The sequence below is a fragment of the Nocardia sp. CA-151230 genome (assembly GCF_050942175.1).
Classification (GTDB): Bacteria; Actinomycetota; Actinomycetes; order Mycobacteriales; family Mycobacteriaceae; genus Nocardia.
Map to the genome: position 1 here is coordinate 6,007,649 of NZ_CP192061.1, position 15,157 is coordinate 6,022,805.

The 15,157-nt window shown below is 65.3% G+C and carries 16 protein-coding genes and 1 pseudogene; 8 read left to right on the top strand and 9 right to left on the bottom strand.

Annotation, left to right across the window (positions count from 1 at the left end; translation table 11 throughout):
- The first annotated feature begins 62 nt into the window (after window positions 1-62).
- The 5 genes from ACQP1O_RS28605 (at window position 63) to ACQP1O_RS28625 (ending at window position 3,301) form a co-directional block, all read left to right on the top strand.
- Window positions 63-956, top strand: coding sequence for a LysR family transcriptional regulator (locus ACQP1O_RS28605; RefSeq protein WP_433561537.1), 894 nt, complete (start codon window positions 63-65; stop codon window positions 954-956).
- 225 nt (window positions 957-1,181) lie between these two features.
- On the top strand, window positions 1,182-1,412 hold the full coding sequence (locus tag ACQP1O_RS28610; protein ID WP_433561538.1) for a hypothetical protein: 231 nt from the start codon (window positions 1,182-1,184) through the stop codon (window positions 1,410-1,412).
- A gap of 165 nt (window positions 1,413-1,577) precedes the next feature.
- Window positions 1,578-2,093, top strand: coding sequence for a DUF2199 domain-containing protein (locus tag ACQP1O_RS28615; protein WP_433561539.1), 516 nt, complete (start codon window positions 1,578-1,580; stop codon window positions 2,091-2,093).
- 405 nt (window positions 2,094-2,498) lie between these two features.
- Window positions 2,499-2,846 (top strand): GntR family transcriptional regulator, encoded by a 348-nt coding sequence (locus ACQP1O_RS28620; RefSeq protein ID WP_433561540.1) that lies wholly within the window; start codon window positions 2,499-2,501, stop codon window positions 2,844-2,846.
- Complete coding sequence (locus tag ACQP1O_RS28625; RefSeq protein WP_433561541.1) at window positions 2,846-3,301, top strand: hypothetical protein; 456 nt, start codon at window positions 2,846-2,848, stop codon at window positions 3,299-3,301. The genes ACQP1O_RS28620 and ACQP1O_RS28625 overlap by 1 nt, the downstream gene beginning before the upstream one ends.
- 226 nt (window positions 3,302-3,527) lie before the next feature.
- On the opposite strand, the gene ACQP1O_RS28630 is transcribed toward ACQP1O_RS28625, so the two are convergent.
- Window positions 3,528-4,118, bottom strand: a complete 591-nt coding sequence (locus tag ACQP1O_RS28630; protein ID WP_433561542.1) for a hypothetical protein — start codon at window positions 4,116-4,118, stop codon at window positions 3,528-3,530.
- Window positions 4,119-4,279: 161 nt separating this feature from the next.
- Between ACQP1O_RS28630 and ACQP1O_RS28635 the strand changes: the two genes are divergently transcribed.
- On the top strand, window positions 4,280-4,405 hold the full coding sequence (locus ACQP1O_RS28635) for a hypothetical protein (protein ID WP_433561543.1): 126 nt from the start codon (window positions 4,280-4,282) through the stop codon (window positions 4,403-4,405).
- A gap of 279 nt (window positions 4,406-4,684) precedes the next feature.
- Here ACQP1O_RS28635 and ACQP1O_RS28640 read toward each other — a convergent pair whose 3' ends face one another.
- From ACQP1O_RS28640 to ACQP1O_RS28670, 7 genes are all read right to left on the bottom strand, one after another.
- Complete coding sequence (locus ACQP1O_RS28640; RefSeq protein ID WP_433561544.1) at window positions 4,685-5,170, bottom strand: hypothetical protein; 486 nt, start codon at window positions 5,168-5,170, stop codon at window positions 4,685-4,687.
- A gap of 535 nt (window positions 5,171-5,705) precedes the next feature.
- On the bottom strand, window positions 5,706-6,107 hold the full coding sequence (locus ACQP1O_RS28645) for a hypothetical protein (RefSeq protein ID WP_433561545.1): 402 nt from the start codon (window positions 6,105-6,107) through the stop codon (window positions 5,706-5,708).
- A 274-nt stretch (window positions 6,108-6,381) separates the two neighbouring features.
- A complete protein-coding gene (locus ACQP1O_RS28650; RefSeq protein ID WP_433561546.1) occupies window positions 6,382-7,062 on the bottom strand; it encodes an alpha/beta hydrolase in 681 nt (226 codons plus the stop codon).
- On the bottom strand, window positions 7,059-7,580 hold the full coding sequence (locus ACQP1O_RS28655) for a pyridoxamine 5'-phosphate oxidase family protein (RefSeq protein ID WP_433561547.1): 522 nt from the start codon (window positions 7,578-7,580) through the stop codon (window positions 7,059-7,061). The genes ACQP1O_RS28650 and ACQP1O_RS28655 overlap by 4 nt, the downstream gene beginning before the upstream one ends.
- Before the next feature lie 85 nt (window positions 7,581-7,665).
- The gene (locus ACQP1O_RS28660; RefSeq protein WP_433561548.1) at window positions 7,666-8,664 is read right to left on the bottom strand and encodes an RNA polymerase subunit sigma-70; all 999 of its coding nucleotides are present in this window, start codon (window positions 8,662-8,664) and stop codon (window positions 7,666-7,668) included.
- Window positions 8,665-8,850: 186 nt separating this feature from the next.
- On the bottom strand, window positions 8,851-10,842 hold the full coding sequence (gene ligA, locus ACQP1O_RS28665; protein ID WP_433561549.1) for an NAD-dependent DNA ligase LigA: 1,992 nt from the start codon (window positions 10,840-10,842) through the stop codon (window positions 8,851-8,853).
- Window positions 10,843-10,911: 69 nt separating this feature from the next.
- Window positions 10,912-11,367: a hypothetical protein gene (locus tag ACQP1O_RS28670; protein WP_433561550.1), complete on the bottom strand. Its 456-nt coding sequence runs from the start codon at window positions 11,365-11,367 to the stop codon at window positions 10,912-10,914.
- A 412-nt stretch (window positions 11,368-11,779) separates the two neighbouring features.
- Here ACQP1O_RS28670 and ACQP1O_RS28675 point away from each other — a divergent pair, with 412 nt between their 5' ends.
- On the top strand, window positions 11,780-13,336 hold the full coding sequence (locus ACQP1O_RS28675; RefSeq protein ID WP_433561551.1) for an adenylate/guanylate cyclase domain-containing protein: 1,557 nt from the start codon (window positions 11,780-11,782) through the stop codon (window positions 13,334-13,336).
- A 73-nt stretch (window positions 13,337-13,409) separates the two neighbouring features.
- Window positions 13,410-13,679: pseudogene (locus ACQP1O_RS28680) on the top strand (SDR family NAD(P)-dependent oxidoreductase); the annotation flags it as partial.
- 375 nt (window positions 13,680-14,054) lie between these two features.
- Here the strand turns inward: ACQP1O_RS28680 and ACQP1O_RS28685 are convergent.
- Complete coding sequence (locus tag ACQP1O_RS28685) at window positions 14,055-14,366, bottom strand: hypothetical protein (protein ID WP_433561552.1); 312 nt, start codon at window positions 14,364-14,366, stop codon at window positions 14,055-14,057.
- Window positions 14,367-15,157 lie beyond the last annotated feature (791 nt).

Sequence of the window (15,157 nt, forward strand, 5' to 3'; positions counted from 1 at the left end):
TACCTTGGTAATCCCCAAGATTCAGCTTTGACCGGGCACACATTACGGTGGGCTGTGTGCGGATGACCTTCGACGACCTCCGGGTATTCGTTGCGGTCTGTCGGGCCGGAAATCTCAGCGCTGTCGCCCGCGACCTCGGGTGTACCCAGCCTGCGGTGAGCCAGCACGTCAAACGGCTCGAACAGGCCACCGGTGTACGTCTGCTCGAACGTGGGCCTGACGGCGTGACGCCTACCGCGGAGGGGCTTGTACTTTATACGGCGGCACGTGACGGCATCGTCGGTGTGGACTTGGCGCTACGCCAACTCGGCGAAATGGCCCGTGGCCAAACTGGCTGCGTTCGCGTCACCACGGGCGCGACAACCATCCGCCACTTCATGTCCGACGCCGTCGTCGACTTCCGCCGGCGCTATCCCCACGCCAGACTTGAGTTTCGCACGATCATTTCCAGCCGCCGATGCTTCGAATCCGTCGCCGAGGGCATCGTTGATCTGGCATGGGTGACCATCGCCGATATGATCCCCGGCATTGAACAACGCCCCGTCGTGGAATTGCCTTGGGTATTGGCCACCCGAGACGACGATCCCCTGGCTGACCGGCCTTCGATCACACCGGCCGACCTCACCGAGATCCGATACATCCAATTGCCTGACAACGCCGTGTCCCGTGTCCACCTCGACACCGTGCTCAACCGACTCGGAATCCAGCTGACACCCGAAACCGGTGTCGCAGACTGGAATACCGCGGTCCTGCTCGCCGAACTCGGCGTTGGTCACGCCATAGTCCCCTCGCTGCCATACGACTCCGCCGCTGCCTCGCATCGGCCACTTCGCTTTCAGCCCTTGCCATTCCTTGATCCACTGACCGTCGGGTGGGCCGTCCGCCGCTGGGAAACACTCAGCCCGCTTGCGAGGAGCTTCGCCGACATGGTCGAACAACAATGCCGAGCCCATTGAGGACTTCACACCGAGACCAACGTCCGCTCTATGCCGCTGGTCGCGCTGTTGAACCGGCGAGCCCGTGGCCTGCCGAACGCACTGAATTGCCGAATGCCGCGCTTTCGCATGTCTCCGCTGCTCATCTCGACACTGCCGCAGCAGATCGTGAGCCCGTTGACTGTCGGCGACCGGTGTTAGGTTGCCGGACATGGATTTGGAGTTGCCGCATCCTCACGCGCTTGGGTGACGGCCGTTGTCACCGATATCTTTCTCGCTGCATTCCCCGGGCTTGTGTCCGATCCCATCGAGATGGCCGACCATCTCGGGACGACGACGGTGATCGCTGGTGGACGTCTGGACACAGTGGATGGCGCAGGCAACTGGTTCACCCTCATCCGTTACCCCGATGATCGCGCTGTGCTGTTCGGATGGGATCGTGAAAACGACGTCTGGAACCCCGCTGCCACGCAATAGACATCGAGCAACGGCCGACGCGAGTACCCGCTCATGCCGAATACCGCGATGACCGGACAGGGCAGCTCGGGGCATCGGAAGATCAACTGGCCGTGCCGATCCGAGGTCGACCGAACGACCATCATGCCGAATGGTGGACGATCGTCTATCCAATAGGCTCCGGTCGTGACTACCAGCTCCACCTTCTCCTGCTCCTGCTGCACGCAACTGCACGACGGACCGCCGCTCAGCTACGGGGCTCCCGCACCCGCGTACTGGCACACCGACCTCGCACGTCAGCCGGGCAACATGCTCGAAGACGAACGGTGCGTGATCGCCGGAACACACTTCTTCATCCGAGCACGCCTGGTCCTGCCGATCGTGGACACCGATAGCGAGTTCGATTGGGGTATCTGGGTATCGGTCCGCGAGCAGACCTTCGATCGCATGTCGCAACTGTGGGACAAGCCAGAACGAGTCGAGGAGCCACCGTACTTCGGATGGCTGGCCACCGAGCTAGCCCTCTACGCACCGACGACGTTGAACCTGAAGACCAACCTGCACACCCAGCCCGTCGGTATCAGGCCACTGGTCGAACTGGAGCCGACCGACCATCCTTTGGCGGTCGAGCAACGCACCGGGATCACCGTCACCCGCATCCAGTCGATCGCAGAACAGCTCCTCCACCCGCCCACCCAGTAGGCGAGAACATCCTCATCTGACACATACCGCGCCGACCAAACCGGCCAGCGCGGTAGGTCGGACGATCAAGGAGCAGAGCGCCGTTCGACCGCCGACAGCCTGCGAACTGCGCAGTTCTCCGGATCGTGCGCACTCGCGCATCGGACATCATTGTCCACATCCTCGCTCATCCGGACGGCCTTGCTCGGTGCGCCCATTCGCATACCGCGGCGGTGAAACCAGCAGCGCTGTAACGGGTTTGCACCCTCATCGCCGTCCTGCCACCCTTGGCGCGACAACGCGATCCAGGCGACTGCGAGCGTATCCGCGAACCTCACCGCACCTCGATGGAAGCGGAAAGCCATGGCGCTTCGAACACCGCAGACAGGGTGCCGCGCCGGAAATAGTGCTAGTTTCATAAGCACCATGTTGTGGCACATCGATCAGACCTCCAGAGCGACGCTGCAAGAGCAGATCGCGGCGTGTGTCCGGCGTGCGGTCACCACCGGGGAGTTGGCGATCAACGAACAGCTCCCACCCGCAACGGAATTGGCGAAAGCACTGTCGGTCGATCGCAATACGGTCCTGGCCGCGTATCGGCAACTCCGAGCCGAACGCGTCGTGGATTTCCGACGAGGCCGTGGAGTACGGATCACGGCCACCGCGCCTACATCGGCGCCCGTCGAGCAGGCCGCGCGCCAACTGATCGAGACCGCACACGCGAACGGGTACAGCAAGGCCGAGGTGCTCGGCTTGATCGAGGAGTTGATGTAATGCCCGCCGCGTCGGTCTACACCTGCCGCGTCACCAATTGGGCGATGCTGGTTCTCAGCATCCCCATCATGGGTCTCTGGACATACATTTCTGTGTCGGATTCCGGATTCAACAACTTTCTGTCCACCGCGCTCTGGTTCGTCGTGCTCATGACGGCGGTGATGCAATCGACCCAGCGCATCAGCGCGGGCCCCGCCGGCCTGAGTGTGAACTTCGGTCCTTTCGGCTTCCCGCGTGTCACCCTCGCCCGAGCCGACATCGCCCATGCGGAGATCATCGATCTGCCCGGCGGCCCGTGGAGCTTGACAGGCGTGACCTGGCGACCGAAACGCGGATGGCTGCTGGCCCTGAACACGGGTCCCGCGTTGCGTTTGCGCTCGATCAACGGTCGCCGCGTCACCGTCTCGATGAGAGATCCTGCTGCAGCGCTGTGGGCGATGGGCATCGCATCGTAACTATGCGCCGGGCCGCACTGAAGAAGCCGACCGCAACCAACTGCACAGCAGAAGGCTCCCGAAGCTGCCGCTTTTCACGCTGACCGAATTGACCAACGCGATACAACCAATGTTCAACGCACCGTGCCGCACATGACCGTCGCGCAATTTCCGCTCGTGCCGGTTGTGGTCTACGCGCCAGTGCCGCAGGGAATTTGCTAAGGTTCGCGGGCCGCCCGATGTGGGGTCAGAAGCCTTGAGGGTTCATCGGATATGGGCCGGGACCGTACGGCATGTAGGGCGGGGTGGGGCGGAAGTAGGCACTGGATTGCTTGATCCACAAAAGGATTACGGTGGCAAGGCCCGCCAGCCAGGTCAGGACGTCGAGAAGGGCCGAGAACGCGGTGCTGCTTGACATGGTCACCGTAGCCAGTGTGCTGAGCGTGTACAGACCGAACAAGACGGCACCGGTGATGCGCGCCCAGTTCTTTCCGGCACGGTTCGCGATGGCCATCCAGATCCACAGCCCGACGGAGATCAAGGCGATCACAATGCCGACCACGAAGGAGACAGTGACAATCGTATCGACCTGGCTGTGGGTGAGGTTCCCACTGGTGTGGGCGGTTGCCTTCGCGCGTGCGTGCGACAGCTGAGTGAAGCTGTACAGCAGACCGATCAGGGTGAGCACCGCACCGGCCAGCATCAGATAGAAGGCGTAGGTCACAGTCCTCGGCGGCGTTTCCTTGCCGGTCGTGGGTCCGCCGGGATACGGCTGCCCCGCCCCGAACGGCTCGTATGTGTACTGACCCGGGTGGGGCGGAAACTGATCGCTCGTCATCTCGGCTCTCTCTCGATTGCCCGGACCACCCCGGGCGGTTCATCTCATCACCGATGGATCGCCGAAGCTCATCGGCTCGCAACGCGCAGGAGACGGGCGGTGGCGCTGTAGCGATGGGTAATACGGCTACCTAGCGCGTCTGGACTCCACCGGCTCGTGCGGTGGGTCGCCGCCTGTTCGACTCCAACCCGCTCATCAGCGTGCACTACAAGGGCATGAACGCCATTTTCACCAACGACTGGCGCGACCAGCTGACGCTCGACCTCACCAGCCCCGCTCTGCAATGACCCACTTGCGTTAAGCGATCGTTCGGCCGTCGAACAGCCGCTATCGCCCGCGGATACCAAACCGGCCAGCGTAGACCTACGGAAGATGTACGGGCAGGCATCATTTCGGAGGCGGACCGACCGCCGGCGGACGAGACCGACTGTGGCACAGAGGACATCCACTTCTGCCGTTCAACGCACCCGCGGCTGCGAGGTCGCGGAGTCGGTCGGCGAGCAGGTTGTCCGCGATGCCGGGGAGGCCGGCGATCAGGTCCCGGTAGGGGGTGGGGGCTGGGGGCGTTATCCCATCGGTCCGACATCCTCAGCGTTCCCGACCGTGGTTGGATTGATGTCGTCGATCGCGCGCATCAAACGTGACGCCGCCTCGCTGTGGTCGTGAACCGACAAGGCCTGGTTGACGATCAGCCAATCTGAGATGTCGACACCGTGGACGTACTTGCAGAAACAGTTGTAGGTCGCGTAGTACGCGAACTCGACCGGGTCGGGGAAGGCCAGATCGTCGTCTTGCAGCGCAGAGATGGGCTCGAGGTATCGGCTGCCGACATCCGCGAGATCCACACCGGCCCGAGCTGAACGAAGGGCAAGGACCGGAAGCTCGACATCCACGTGGTGCCACATCCCGACAACCGAGTCGCGATAGCGAAGCGGGGCGCGCTCTCCCCGGACGTAACCGATCCAGGTCTGCAGCGCATCCTCGCACAGCGACAGGTGAACCTGTCGTCGGCGATCCGCTCCCAGCTGGAGGAAGAGTTCTCTCGGCGTCATGAGCGATTCTAACGAAACGTCAAGACTCGCTGAGCGACAACACCCCGCCGACACTCCCGCGCCGACCAAAGCGGCCAGTGCGGGGCAATCGAAGATCAACGGGCAGAGCACCGTACGGCCGTCGGCCGTGCACGTTCATGCCGAGTTCCGGATAACTGGCTATCCCTCGCACGATTGGCCGCCGAAGAGCATTCCTTCGCCAATTTGCCAGTGGTAGTGCGGGATCCGGCCGGTTGATCTTGCTGCCTGTCCACGCATGGCAACGCACTATTCTGCCGCTACCCGCGCTGACCGAACCGGACAGCGTAGGCATCGGAAGATCGCCGAGGTTCGATATACAACCGTTAATCCGCCTCGGACTGCGAGTAGGTCTGGGCCCCAGCGGCGACTTCTGCTGGGGCCCAGGTGCTTCTGACTGGAGCGTTGGCCGGAGACTCTCCTCATGAAAGCCGGCGAACCTGTGCTCCGGTCGGCTCGAGTCTGCCCGCCGGTGCCGGCAGACCGCTGGCACCGGCGGGGCAGGACGTTCCGGCCGCTACTGAGCGAAGCAGGCGCTGCCGAGGTTGACCCCGGCGCCGCCGACCTGCACGGTGGTGGTCGCGGGCGCCTGGTCTCCGACCGTGAACAGGGCCGTGATGACGTGGGTTCCGGTCGTGGACGGCGTCCAGGCCAGCGACGCGGTGTTACCGGAGACCTGGAGGTTCTGGTTGCTGCGAATCGGGTAGTCGTTGTCGATGAAGGTGATTCGGTAGGCGTCCTCGTCCACGGTGGCGGAGACCTGGTAGGTGCAGCCTGTGCCATAGCCGCCGCCCAGACCGGGGTCGACGGTGACCGCGGTGATGGTATGCGCCGCGGCCTGCGGGGCGGCGACGACCAATCCGGCTGCGAGGGAGGCGAAGACGGCAATCGGGGTCAGGCGGTGCACGGCATTGGACATAGGTGACTCCTTCGGTTGATACGGACTTCGGTGCGATAGAACGGCTTTCATATAACCGGACAGCCGCTGACAGTTATCGGGGACCTCTTCGCGCAGATCACAATGCTCGGCGATGCGGCCGTCAGCGCGACAGCTTCGGCAGTCGCGCCACTTCACTTCCTTCGCGATGAGTGCCAGTTTCTCGGTGAGGTCAGGCCCGCGAAGTCGACGTTCGGCGGAATGACGTTGTTCTGCAACGCCATTACCGCCGTTGCCCGGCTGGCCGCGCCCGCGCCTACCTCGTGGGGACGTATGTCTCCAGCTGGTCGGCGACTTGGCGGGGGCGGGCGAGGGCGGCCATGTGGCCGCCGTCGATCTCGTCGGGAACGGTCCCGAGGCGTTCGCCGACGATGCGCCGCATGAACGCGGCGGGCAGGAACCGGTCGTGGCGGCAGAGCAGGAAGCTCGTCGATGTCGCCGGCCATGCGGACAGGGGCCAGGGCTCGGTGAGCGGCGTGCTGGACTGTCGGCGGCTGTGCTCACGCGCCTGCGCTGCCAATTCGGGTGGAACATCATGGAAGAACGGGGCGTCCTGGTCGTCGGGGCGCCGGCCGTCTCGTTCGTCCTGTTGGCGACGGGCCTGCTCGTAACCGGTGTTGGCCCACCAGTCGCCAGGGGCCTCACCCGGCCGCGGGATCATCGCGGACAGCAGCACCAGCCGCTGGACCGGAATGCGTTGGCAGACAAGCGGTGCGGTGAATCCGCCGAACGAGTGGGCGACCAGCACGGTGCCGGCGGGATCGCTGATGGCCGCGGCCACGGTGTCGGCGTACTCGGGCAGCCCGGCCGCGTCGTCGTCGCAGGGTAGATCGGGGGTGGCCACGCGGTGGCCGCGGGAGCGAAGTATGCCGGCGAGCAGATGCCAGTACCAGGAATCGGACCCCGCCCCGGGGATGAACACGAACTCGGTCTTCACGAGCGCCCCCGCCGCGCGAACTCGGCCGCCGTGGAGCCACCGGGGAACCGGGTCCGGAAGTCCAGGGCCCCTACCCATACCGGGCGCACCGCGATCCGGGCCATTCGTACCCCGGGGCCATTGACGGCTGCGACCTGGGCCGAGGCCTGCTCCTCACCGCCATAGCGCCGCAGCGCCAGCGCATACTCCGGAACGATTCCGTCGATCTCGGTGATCTGGGCACGGCCGCGCAGCAGCAGCGCCCGAGGCTGGGCCGCGGCCGCGTCGATCGTGATCGCCACCTCGGGCCTGGCCCGCAGCGCCGTGATCTTGCGGGCGGGCACGAACGTGGACAGGACCACCTCCTGCCCGGTCCAGTGGAACAGCATCGGGAAAACGCGTGGGGTGTCGTCCTCGGCGACATACGCCAGGCGGGCCAGTTCGGTCGAGGTCAACAGGCCCTGCGCGATGTCGCTGTCCAGCAGGCGGACATCGCCCTGCGGCAGCGATCCCAGTTCTTCGCGTGTCAGTGAGTGCACACCTAGCTCCTCGAGTCATCGACCGCGTCGGTCGCGGTTGTGCACTGTGAGACCGGTGGAGCGCGGAAAAGGAATCGGAGCCGAATCAGGACAGGGTCGCGGGCAGACCGAACGCGTCGAACACTTCGGGCTGGAACGCGGTGATCTCGACGATCCGCCCATCCTCGACACGCAGCACGTTGAGCACCTGCGCCTGATAGAACGGCTCTCCCGGTTGCCGGAGGTAGCCGGCCATGGCCGGCTGCCGGTTCGCCCAGACCGCCACGCCCCGCCATCGCCCTTGATGCAGAGGCGATTCGGGCCCCAGCGCATGTGCGGCGAACCCGACGACCTCCGCCCGGCCGGCGAAGAAGTACGGCAAGGGCGGCATGGACAGTCGCACGTCTTCGCTCAACAGCTGCGCGAACCCCGCGATATCGGCGCGCTCGTGGACGGCCATGAACCGCCGCAGCAACTCGCGCTCCTGCCCGGTCGGAGCCGGCATCTGGGCAGGCGCCTGCCCAGCGTCCCGGTGCGGCAGATACGCCCGTAGCACAGGCCGTGCCCGCTGCAACGCGCTCTTCACCGCGGCCACGCTCATCTCCAGCAACTCACCGGTCTCCGCCGCGGACCAGCCGAGCACGTCCCGCAGGATCAGTACCGCCCGTTGCCGAGGCGGCAAGTACTGGATGGCCACCAGAAACGCCAGCTCGATGGTCTCCCGAGCGACGATCACCGTCTCCGGCTCCGCGTCCTGGTCGGCCATCGGCTCCAGCAACCGGTCCGGAAACGGCTGCAACCATCCCACCTCCGCCGCTGCGCCGGCCGTATCCGGCGTCGGCTGCCGCGGGCGCCGGTCGAGGAAGTCCAGGCACGAGTTCGTCGCGATCCGATACAGCCACGCGCGAAATGTGGAGCGGCCCTGGAAACTTCCGCGATATCGCCACGCGCGCAGCAACGTTTCCTGTACCAGATCCTCAGCCTCGTCGAACGAGCCCAGCATCCGATAACAGTGCACCCGCAACTCCCAGCGGTACCGCTCGGCCAACCCCGCAAACACCGCCCCGTCCGCGGTATGCGCGGCGACGACGCCCTCATCCTCCACGACCCGACCATACTCACGGCCGAGAAGATCACCTGTGTGACGTACGTGGTGACCTGATCGTTCTGGACGGAAACCCACCGCGGCCTGCTGAATGCGCCACGGACTGGCTGTGACCATCTTTCGCCCATACGGCCCAGTCGGAAGATCAACGGGCAGAGGTTATTTCAGACCGATGATCCCTTGCGGTCAGACGACGTTCGCGGCGATCAGCAGGGTCCAGATCTCACCTTGATCGACGACCTGAACGCCGAGTTTCTCCGCCTTGGCCAGCTTGCTGTCACCGACTCCCGCACCGGTGATGAGCATGTCGGTGTTCGCCGAGACCGATGACGCCGCGGTTGCTCCCGCTTTCTCGCAGAGGCGCTGGAACGTTGGGCGAGCGACCTTTTCGCCGGAACGCGGATCGCTGATGGCGCCGGTGATCACCACCGTCTTGCCCTCCAGCGGCGCGCCGGCTGCGACGGCCGGGGGAAGGTCCTCCTCACGCACATCCAAAGACACGCCCGCCGCTCGCAGCCGCTCCAGTTCCGGCCGCAGGCGGGTGAGATGTGAGGCAAGGGAGGCAGCGACTTTCGGCCCGATGTCCTCCACCGTGACGAGCCGCTCCTCGCCCGCGTCCGCGACCTCCTCCAGCGAGGCGAATCCGGATCGGGCCAGGCGGGCGGCGGTGCCGTCGGAGGCCATGGGGATCGCCAGGCCGATCAGAGCACGGCGTAGGCCGACCTGGCGGCTGGCATCGATCGAGTCGATCATGCGGGTGGCCGAAACCTCACCGACACGGTCGAATTCGAGCAGGCGTTCCTTCGTCAGCGTGTAGAAGTCCGACGGTTGCTCCAGGATGCCCGCCTCGGCAAGGCGTTCGATCCACACGGGCCCGATCGCGTCGATGTCCGCCGCCGCGCGCGATGCCCAATGGATCAGCCTCCGGACAGTCTGTGCGGGGCAGGAAACATTGGTGCAGAACAGCTCTCGGCTATTGCCCTGCTCGGTCACCGGCTGCCCGCACGACGGACAGGCGGTGGGCGGCACGATCTCGCGCTCCGCGCCGGTGCGTTTGGAGGCGTCGAGCACTCCGGCCACGAACGGGATCACGTCCCCGGCGCGGCGCACCAGCACCGTATCCCCGACCTTGATGTCGCGGGCACGGATGACCTCCTGGTTGGCCAGCGTGGCCTTGGTTACAGTTGTGCCGCCGACGAATACGGGCTCGAGCCACGCGACCGGGACGATCTTGCCGGTCTTGCCGACATCCCAGACGACATCGGCCAGCAACGTCGTCTTCTCCTCGGCGGCGAACTTGAACGCCAGCGCACCGCGCGGGGAGTTCGATCGAGTGCCGGCGGCGGCATAGGCCTCACGGTCGGCCAGTCGCAGCACGGCGCCGTCGAGGTCGTAGTCCAGGTCATTGCGGTCCGTCTCGATCGCGGTGATCGCCGCCTGCGCCTGCTCGGCGTCGAGGCAGTGGCGCATCGCCGCGCCCGCGATCCCCACCGCCCGCAGCCCTTCCTCCAGATCGACTGCCGCATCGCCGCTGGAAACATCCAGGTCGAAACCGAAGAACTGCAGGCGCCGTTCGGAAACCGTGGCCGGGTCCTTCGCGCGCAGCGTGCCCGCCGCGGCGTTGCGCGGATTGATCAGCGGCTTGTCCGGATGGGCGACGTTGTAGGCGGCGAAGGTGGAACGCAGCATCACCGCCTCACCGCGCACCTCCACCCGCCCCGGCAGGTCGATCCGATCGGGAACGCCATCGACCAATGCGCGGACCAGCATGGTCACGTCGTCACCGGTGGTGCCGTCGCCCCGGGTGATCGCCCGCGCCAGCCTCCCGTCCTCGAAGACCAGCGCCAGGGACAAGCCGTCGAGCTTCGGCATCACCACGACCGGCTGCCCCGGAAAGCGGTCGAAGAATGCCGCGACCTGCTCCGGTTTGGTGGCTTTCTCGAGGGACAGCATGGGACGTGAATGCCGGATCGGCGCGTGCAGCACCGCGGGCGCGCCGACCTCATCGAGCGGATTCAGGTCCGGCGTGAGGTCGGGGTTCGCCTCGATCAGACCACGCAGTTCGTCCTCGATCGCGTCGTACTCGACGTCCGCGACCAGCGGCGAGCCTTGGTAGTAGGCGTCCCGCAACGCCACGATACGGTCCGCGAGTTCTTGGATACGTTCCCCAGTTTCCACGCACCAGACGCTACCGATAGCCACTGACACCCAGGCGAACCCGCCGCCGAACCGCTGCGCGTTTCGGTTTCAGTGGCTCCGCCAGCCGGGAACGCCGACGAACAGGTACAGGATCTGGCGTTGCATCGCGGTGGTGACGTCATCGAGTTCGCGTTCGGTGGAGTTGGCGTCGAGCCCCAGGGTCAGAACCTCGAGCATGCTGTCGATGCCGTTCACGATGGTGCTCATCAACAGGGTCGCCAGCATCTCGACATCGCGGACCCGCCAGGAGCGAATGGGTTCGAATCGCGCTATGTACGTGGCCAGTTGGCTGGTGTTCAGGCGGATCTGCGCGCGAATCTCGCGACGCAGTATCGGGTGGCTCGCGGCGCGTTGCCGGGCGATGAAACCCAGGTGGGCGTGGTCCTGTGTGACGACCTCACGCAGCGCGCCGATGCCCGCGCCGATGATCTCCGTCGGTGACGCGGCGGTCGGGCCCGTCAGATCCAGGAGGATTCCGTGCAGCTTGCGGAACGACTCGGCCAATATGGCCAGCCCCAGGGCTGAAGATCATCGGCGTCACCCTCACCCCCACCGAGGACGCACGATTCCCGGCCACCGCCTACGGGCTGCCGGGCGTCATCGCCAGCCGCCACCAGGTCAACGATTTCATCCGGCACAGCGGGCAATTCGACGCGGTCTTCGATTTCGCCGCCGTGGTCTCCGATCCAGCGCGGCCCGACCACTGGGCGCCCGGGCTGTCCCCCGGGACCGACAACGTGCACCCGAATGACCTTGGTGCGCAACGAGAGGCCGAATCGATCGATCTGTCGCAATTGCTCGGCACGACCGCCTGCCGATAGCCCCTGCGAGGACACCGTTGCGCCGATCCCTGAGCAACGGTGTCCTCCGTGTCGAACCGGAGTCGCACGCCAGGTCACGCCGATACGCTGGCCGGATGACGAGCGAGGACAGCAATCCGACGCGGAGCGCGGCCGAATACGGGTCGATCCTGCTCGGCTCGCGCAGCGACTCGCCGGTCCGGCGCCGGATTCGGGTGCAGCTCTTGCTCACACTGTCGGTACTCACGGCCAATGCGGTCGGGGTGGCGGTGGTGATCCTGCTCGGCACGGTCGGGATTCCCAATCCCGACGTGTTCGCGCCCGACCTCCATGACATCGACTTCGTATTCCTCCCGCTCTATGTCGTGGCCGCTTTCATCGTCGGCGCGGCGTGGGGCACGGCGGTGGTGATGCGGATGCTCCGCTGGTCCGCGGCAATCGACCCGGTCCCGACCGAACAGGACGCGCGGTCGGCGTTCCGGGCGCCCCGGGTGCTGACCGCGATGCAGGCGGTGCTGTGGATCGTCGGCACGGCGCTGCAGACCACGCTGTACGGGATGCGCAATCCGGACCTGATCCCCAAATCGCTACTCGTCTCGCTGTTCAGCGCCGTCGTCGTGTGCGCGACCTCCTACCTGCTGATCGAATTCGCGATGCGGCCGTACGCCGCGTTGGCGCTGGCCGCGTACCCGCGCATGCACCGCCGGGGCCTGACGATGCGTGCGATGGTGACCTGGTTTCTCGGGTCCGGCGTGCCGGTGGCAGGCATCGTGCTGGTGGTCGCGTTCGGTGTCGCCGACGATCGGACGACCAAGCGGGATCTGCTGCTGTCCGTGGGCATTCTGGGGGTGACGTCCTTCTTCACCGGCCTGCTGCTGACCTATCTGGGCACCGACCGGATCGGCGCCCCGCTCCGGTCGGTGATCCACGGGATGGAACGCGTGCGCCGGGACGGACGCACGGACACGATCGTCGTCTACGACGGCACCGAAATGGGTGAGCTGCAGGCGGGTTTCAACGCGATGGTCGACGGACTCACCGAAAGGGAGCGGCTGCGTGACCTTTTCGGCCGGCATGTCGGGCCCGATGTCGTCCACGCGGCCCTCGATCGAGGCGTCCAGCTGGGCGGTGAAACCCGCAACGTCGGAGTGCTCTTCGTGGATGTGGTCGGCTCGACCACGCTGGCGACCCGGCTGCCGCCGCACGAGGTCGTGGAGACGCTGAACCGGTTCTTCGGTGTGGTCGTCGCTGCGGTGCACCAGCGCGGCGGACTGATCAACAAGTTCGAGGGCGATGCCGCGCTGGCCGTGTTCGGCGCCCCCACGCCGCACCCGGATCCGGCGGCCGCCGCGCTGGCCGCGGCCGCGGAGATCGCGAGCGAACTCGCCGCGGCGAACCTCGGGATCGAAGCCGGTGTGGGCGTCTCCTATGGCGAGGTCGTCGCGGGCAATGTCGGCGCCGAGGATCGCTACGAGTACACCGTGATCGGCGATCCGGTCAATGAGTCCGCACGCTTGTCCGAACTCGCCAAGCGCGACACTCGGCGTCCGCTCGCGTCCGAGCGCGCCGTCGCGGCCGCCTCGGTCGAGGACGGAAAGAACTGGCAGGCAACCGATTCCGTCGTGTTGCGCGGACGGGAGGCTCCAACGCTGCTGTACCAGCCTGAGGTCTGACGCAGCTCTCAGCGTTCACGAACACCCCACTGCATGAACGGTCGTTCTGTTTCTGACCCAATGCCTCCAATCACACTTTTCTACCGACCGCATGCACGACTTCGAACGCACCATGGCGGTCAACGACTTCGGCGCGGTCCGCATCACCCTGGCCCTGCTGCCGCAGATGCGGGCACGGGGCGGCGGGCACATCGTGAATATCTCGAGCATCGGCGTACAAGTACGCAGCCCGCGATTCGCCGCCTACGTGGCCAGCAAGGCCGCTCTCGATGGTTTCACCGACGTGACCGCAGCCGAAATGCTCGCCGACAAGGTCGGTTTCACCACCATCCACATGCCGCTATGTGGATTGAACGGAAGGCAGTTCCAAGCAGTGTGGCAGAAGCGATAGATCAAGATTCCGTTGTGATGGGCGTCGGGCCAGGCGAATTATGCTTCTGCAGTTTCGAACTCGGCGATCTGCTCGGCTGTCGCGCGACCTGATCGACGAGGAGACACCCCTCGGTGGTCAAGATCAGTTCTGCCCCTGGCCATCGCCGCAGGCCTGAGTTGTAGTAGTCGCCAACGAGCAATCGTAACGGGTCCGCCGCATCGGAAGATCGACAGGCAGAGCGCCATTGCCGCCCCGGACCTGGTCTGACCAGAATAGGATCCGCAGGCCGAAATAGCCTCTGCCCGTTTATCTTCCAAGCAACTCTGGCAGCCTCAGCTGCTATTTCTAGGCGGACTGGGATCCTTCCCGGCGAACCTCGATCGTTTGTACGACACGAACGATTCCATAACCCAACCCGCCCAACCCGATCAGGCCGCACACGAGCATCTCGATCACGCCCTCCACCCGATTCGACGACCGCTGATCGTCGTAGCTGTGCACAACGGTCGAGCTCCTCCAGGTTTCCTCGCACCGGTCGCCCCGATCCATCACCTGGTACCCGCACGACACCGTCGCCTCGGTGAGCTTCTCGAAACCGTCCACTATCCCGAAGAACCCGATAAACAGCGCGAAAACCACCCACATCACGGTCCGCATCGGCCCGCCTCCTCCGCTTCGAATTCCTGCCTCGCCTGCACCGGTCACGATCGCTGCTGAGACGACCGGTGCGGCATCGACGATGAGTCAGAATCCCGGATCGAGAATTCGCCGCGGCTCACACGCTTCGAACTCTCACTCGCCCGTCGCATCGCGAACCGATCCGTGGCACTGGAGATTCCGGTCCGACCACCTGACCCACGCTCGCAGCATACGATCTTGGTTCGGCAAATCGACTGTCGCGCAGTCGGTCGCCATATCGGTCATTCCGCTAGCATGCAGCCACCGAAACCGCGGCCCGCGCTTACCGCGCCTGAAGCGGCCGGCCATTTCGATTGAGGCAGAACGACAGGCGGGGCCCAGTCCAGGCCCGCAGCAACTCTGACCGTAGTCAATCCCGCCGACACGACAGCGGACCGGCGGGGCGCGAGGTAGCTGATCCGGTACGCAGCGAGTACGTACCGGATTCAGCAATCACCCCGATCTGGCAAACATGACCAACGGACAATCCGCAGGTCGGCGCAGTGTTTCAACGCCCCCATTGGTTACAAACCCCCAGGTGGCAGTCCTGGCTGTACTTCGAAGTGTAAATCGAAGGATCGCAACCGATCTCAGGAGCCCCGACCGCCCCAATGATTTGCGCACCTGGCGCGCCCACACCGCCTCCTGAACCAAACATGCCAGCACAGCGGTGCGATCTGCACCGAGAGGTCTATGTCTCACTGCCGCACGTGATCTCAGAAGCAAGAGCGCACAGCCTCTGGGGTCCTGCTTCTTTCGCGGCCTTGGCT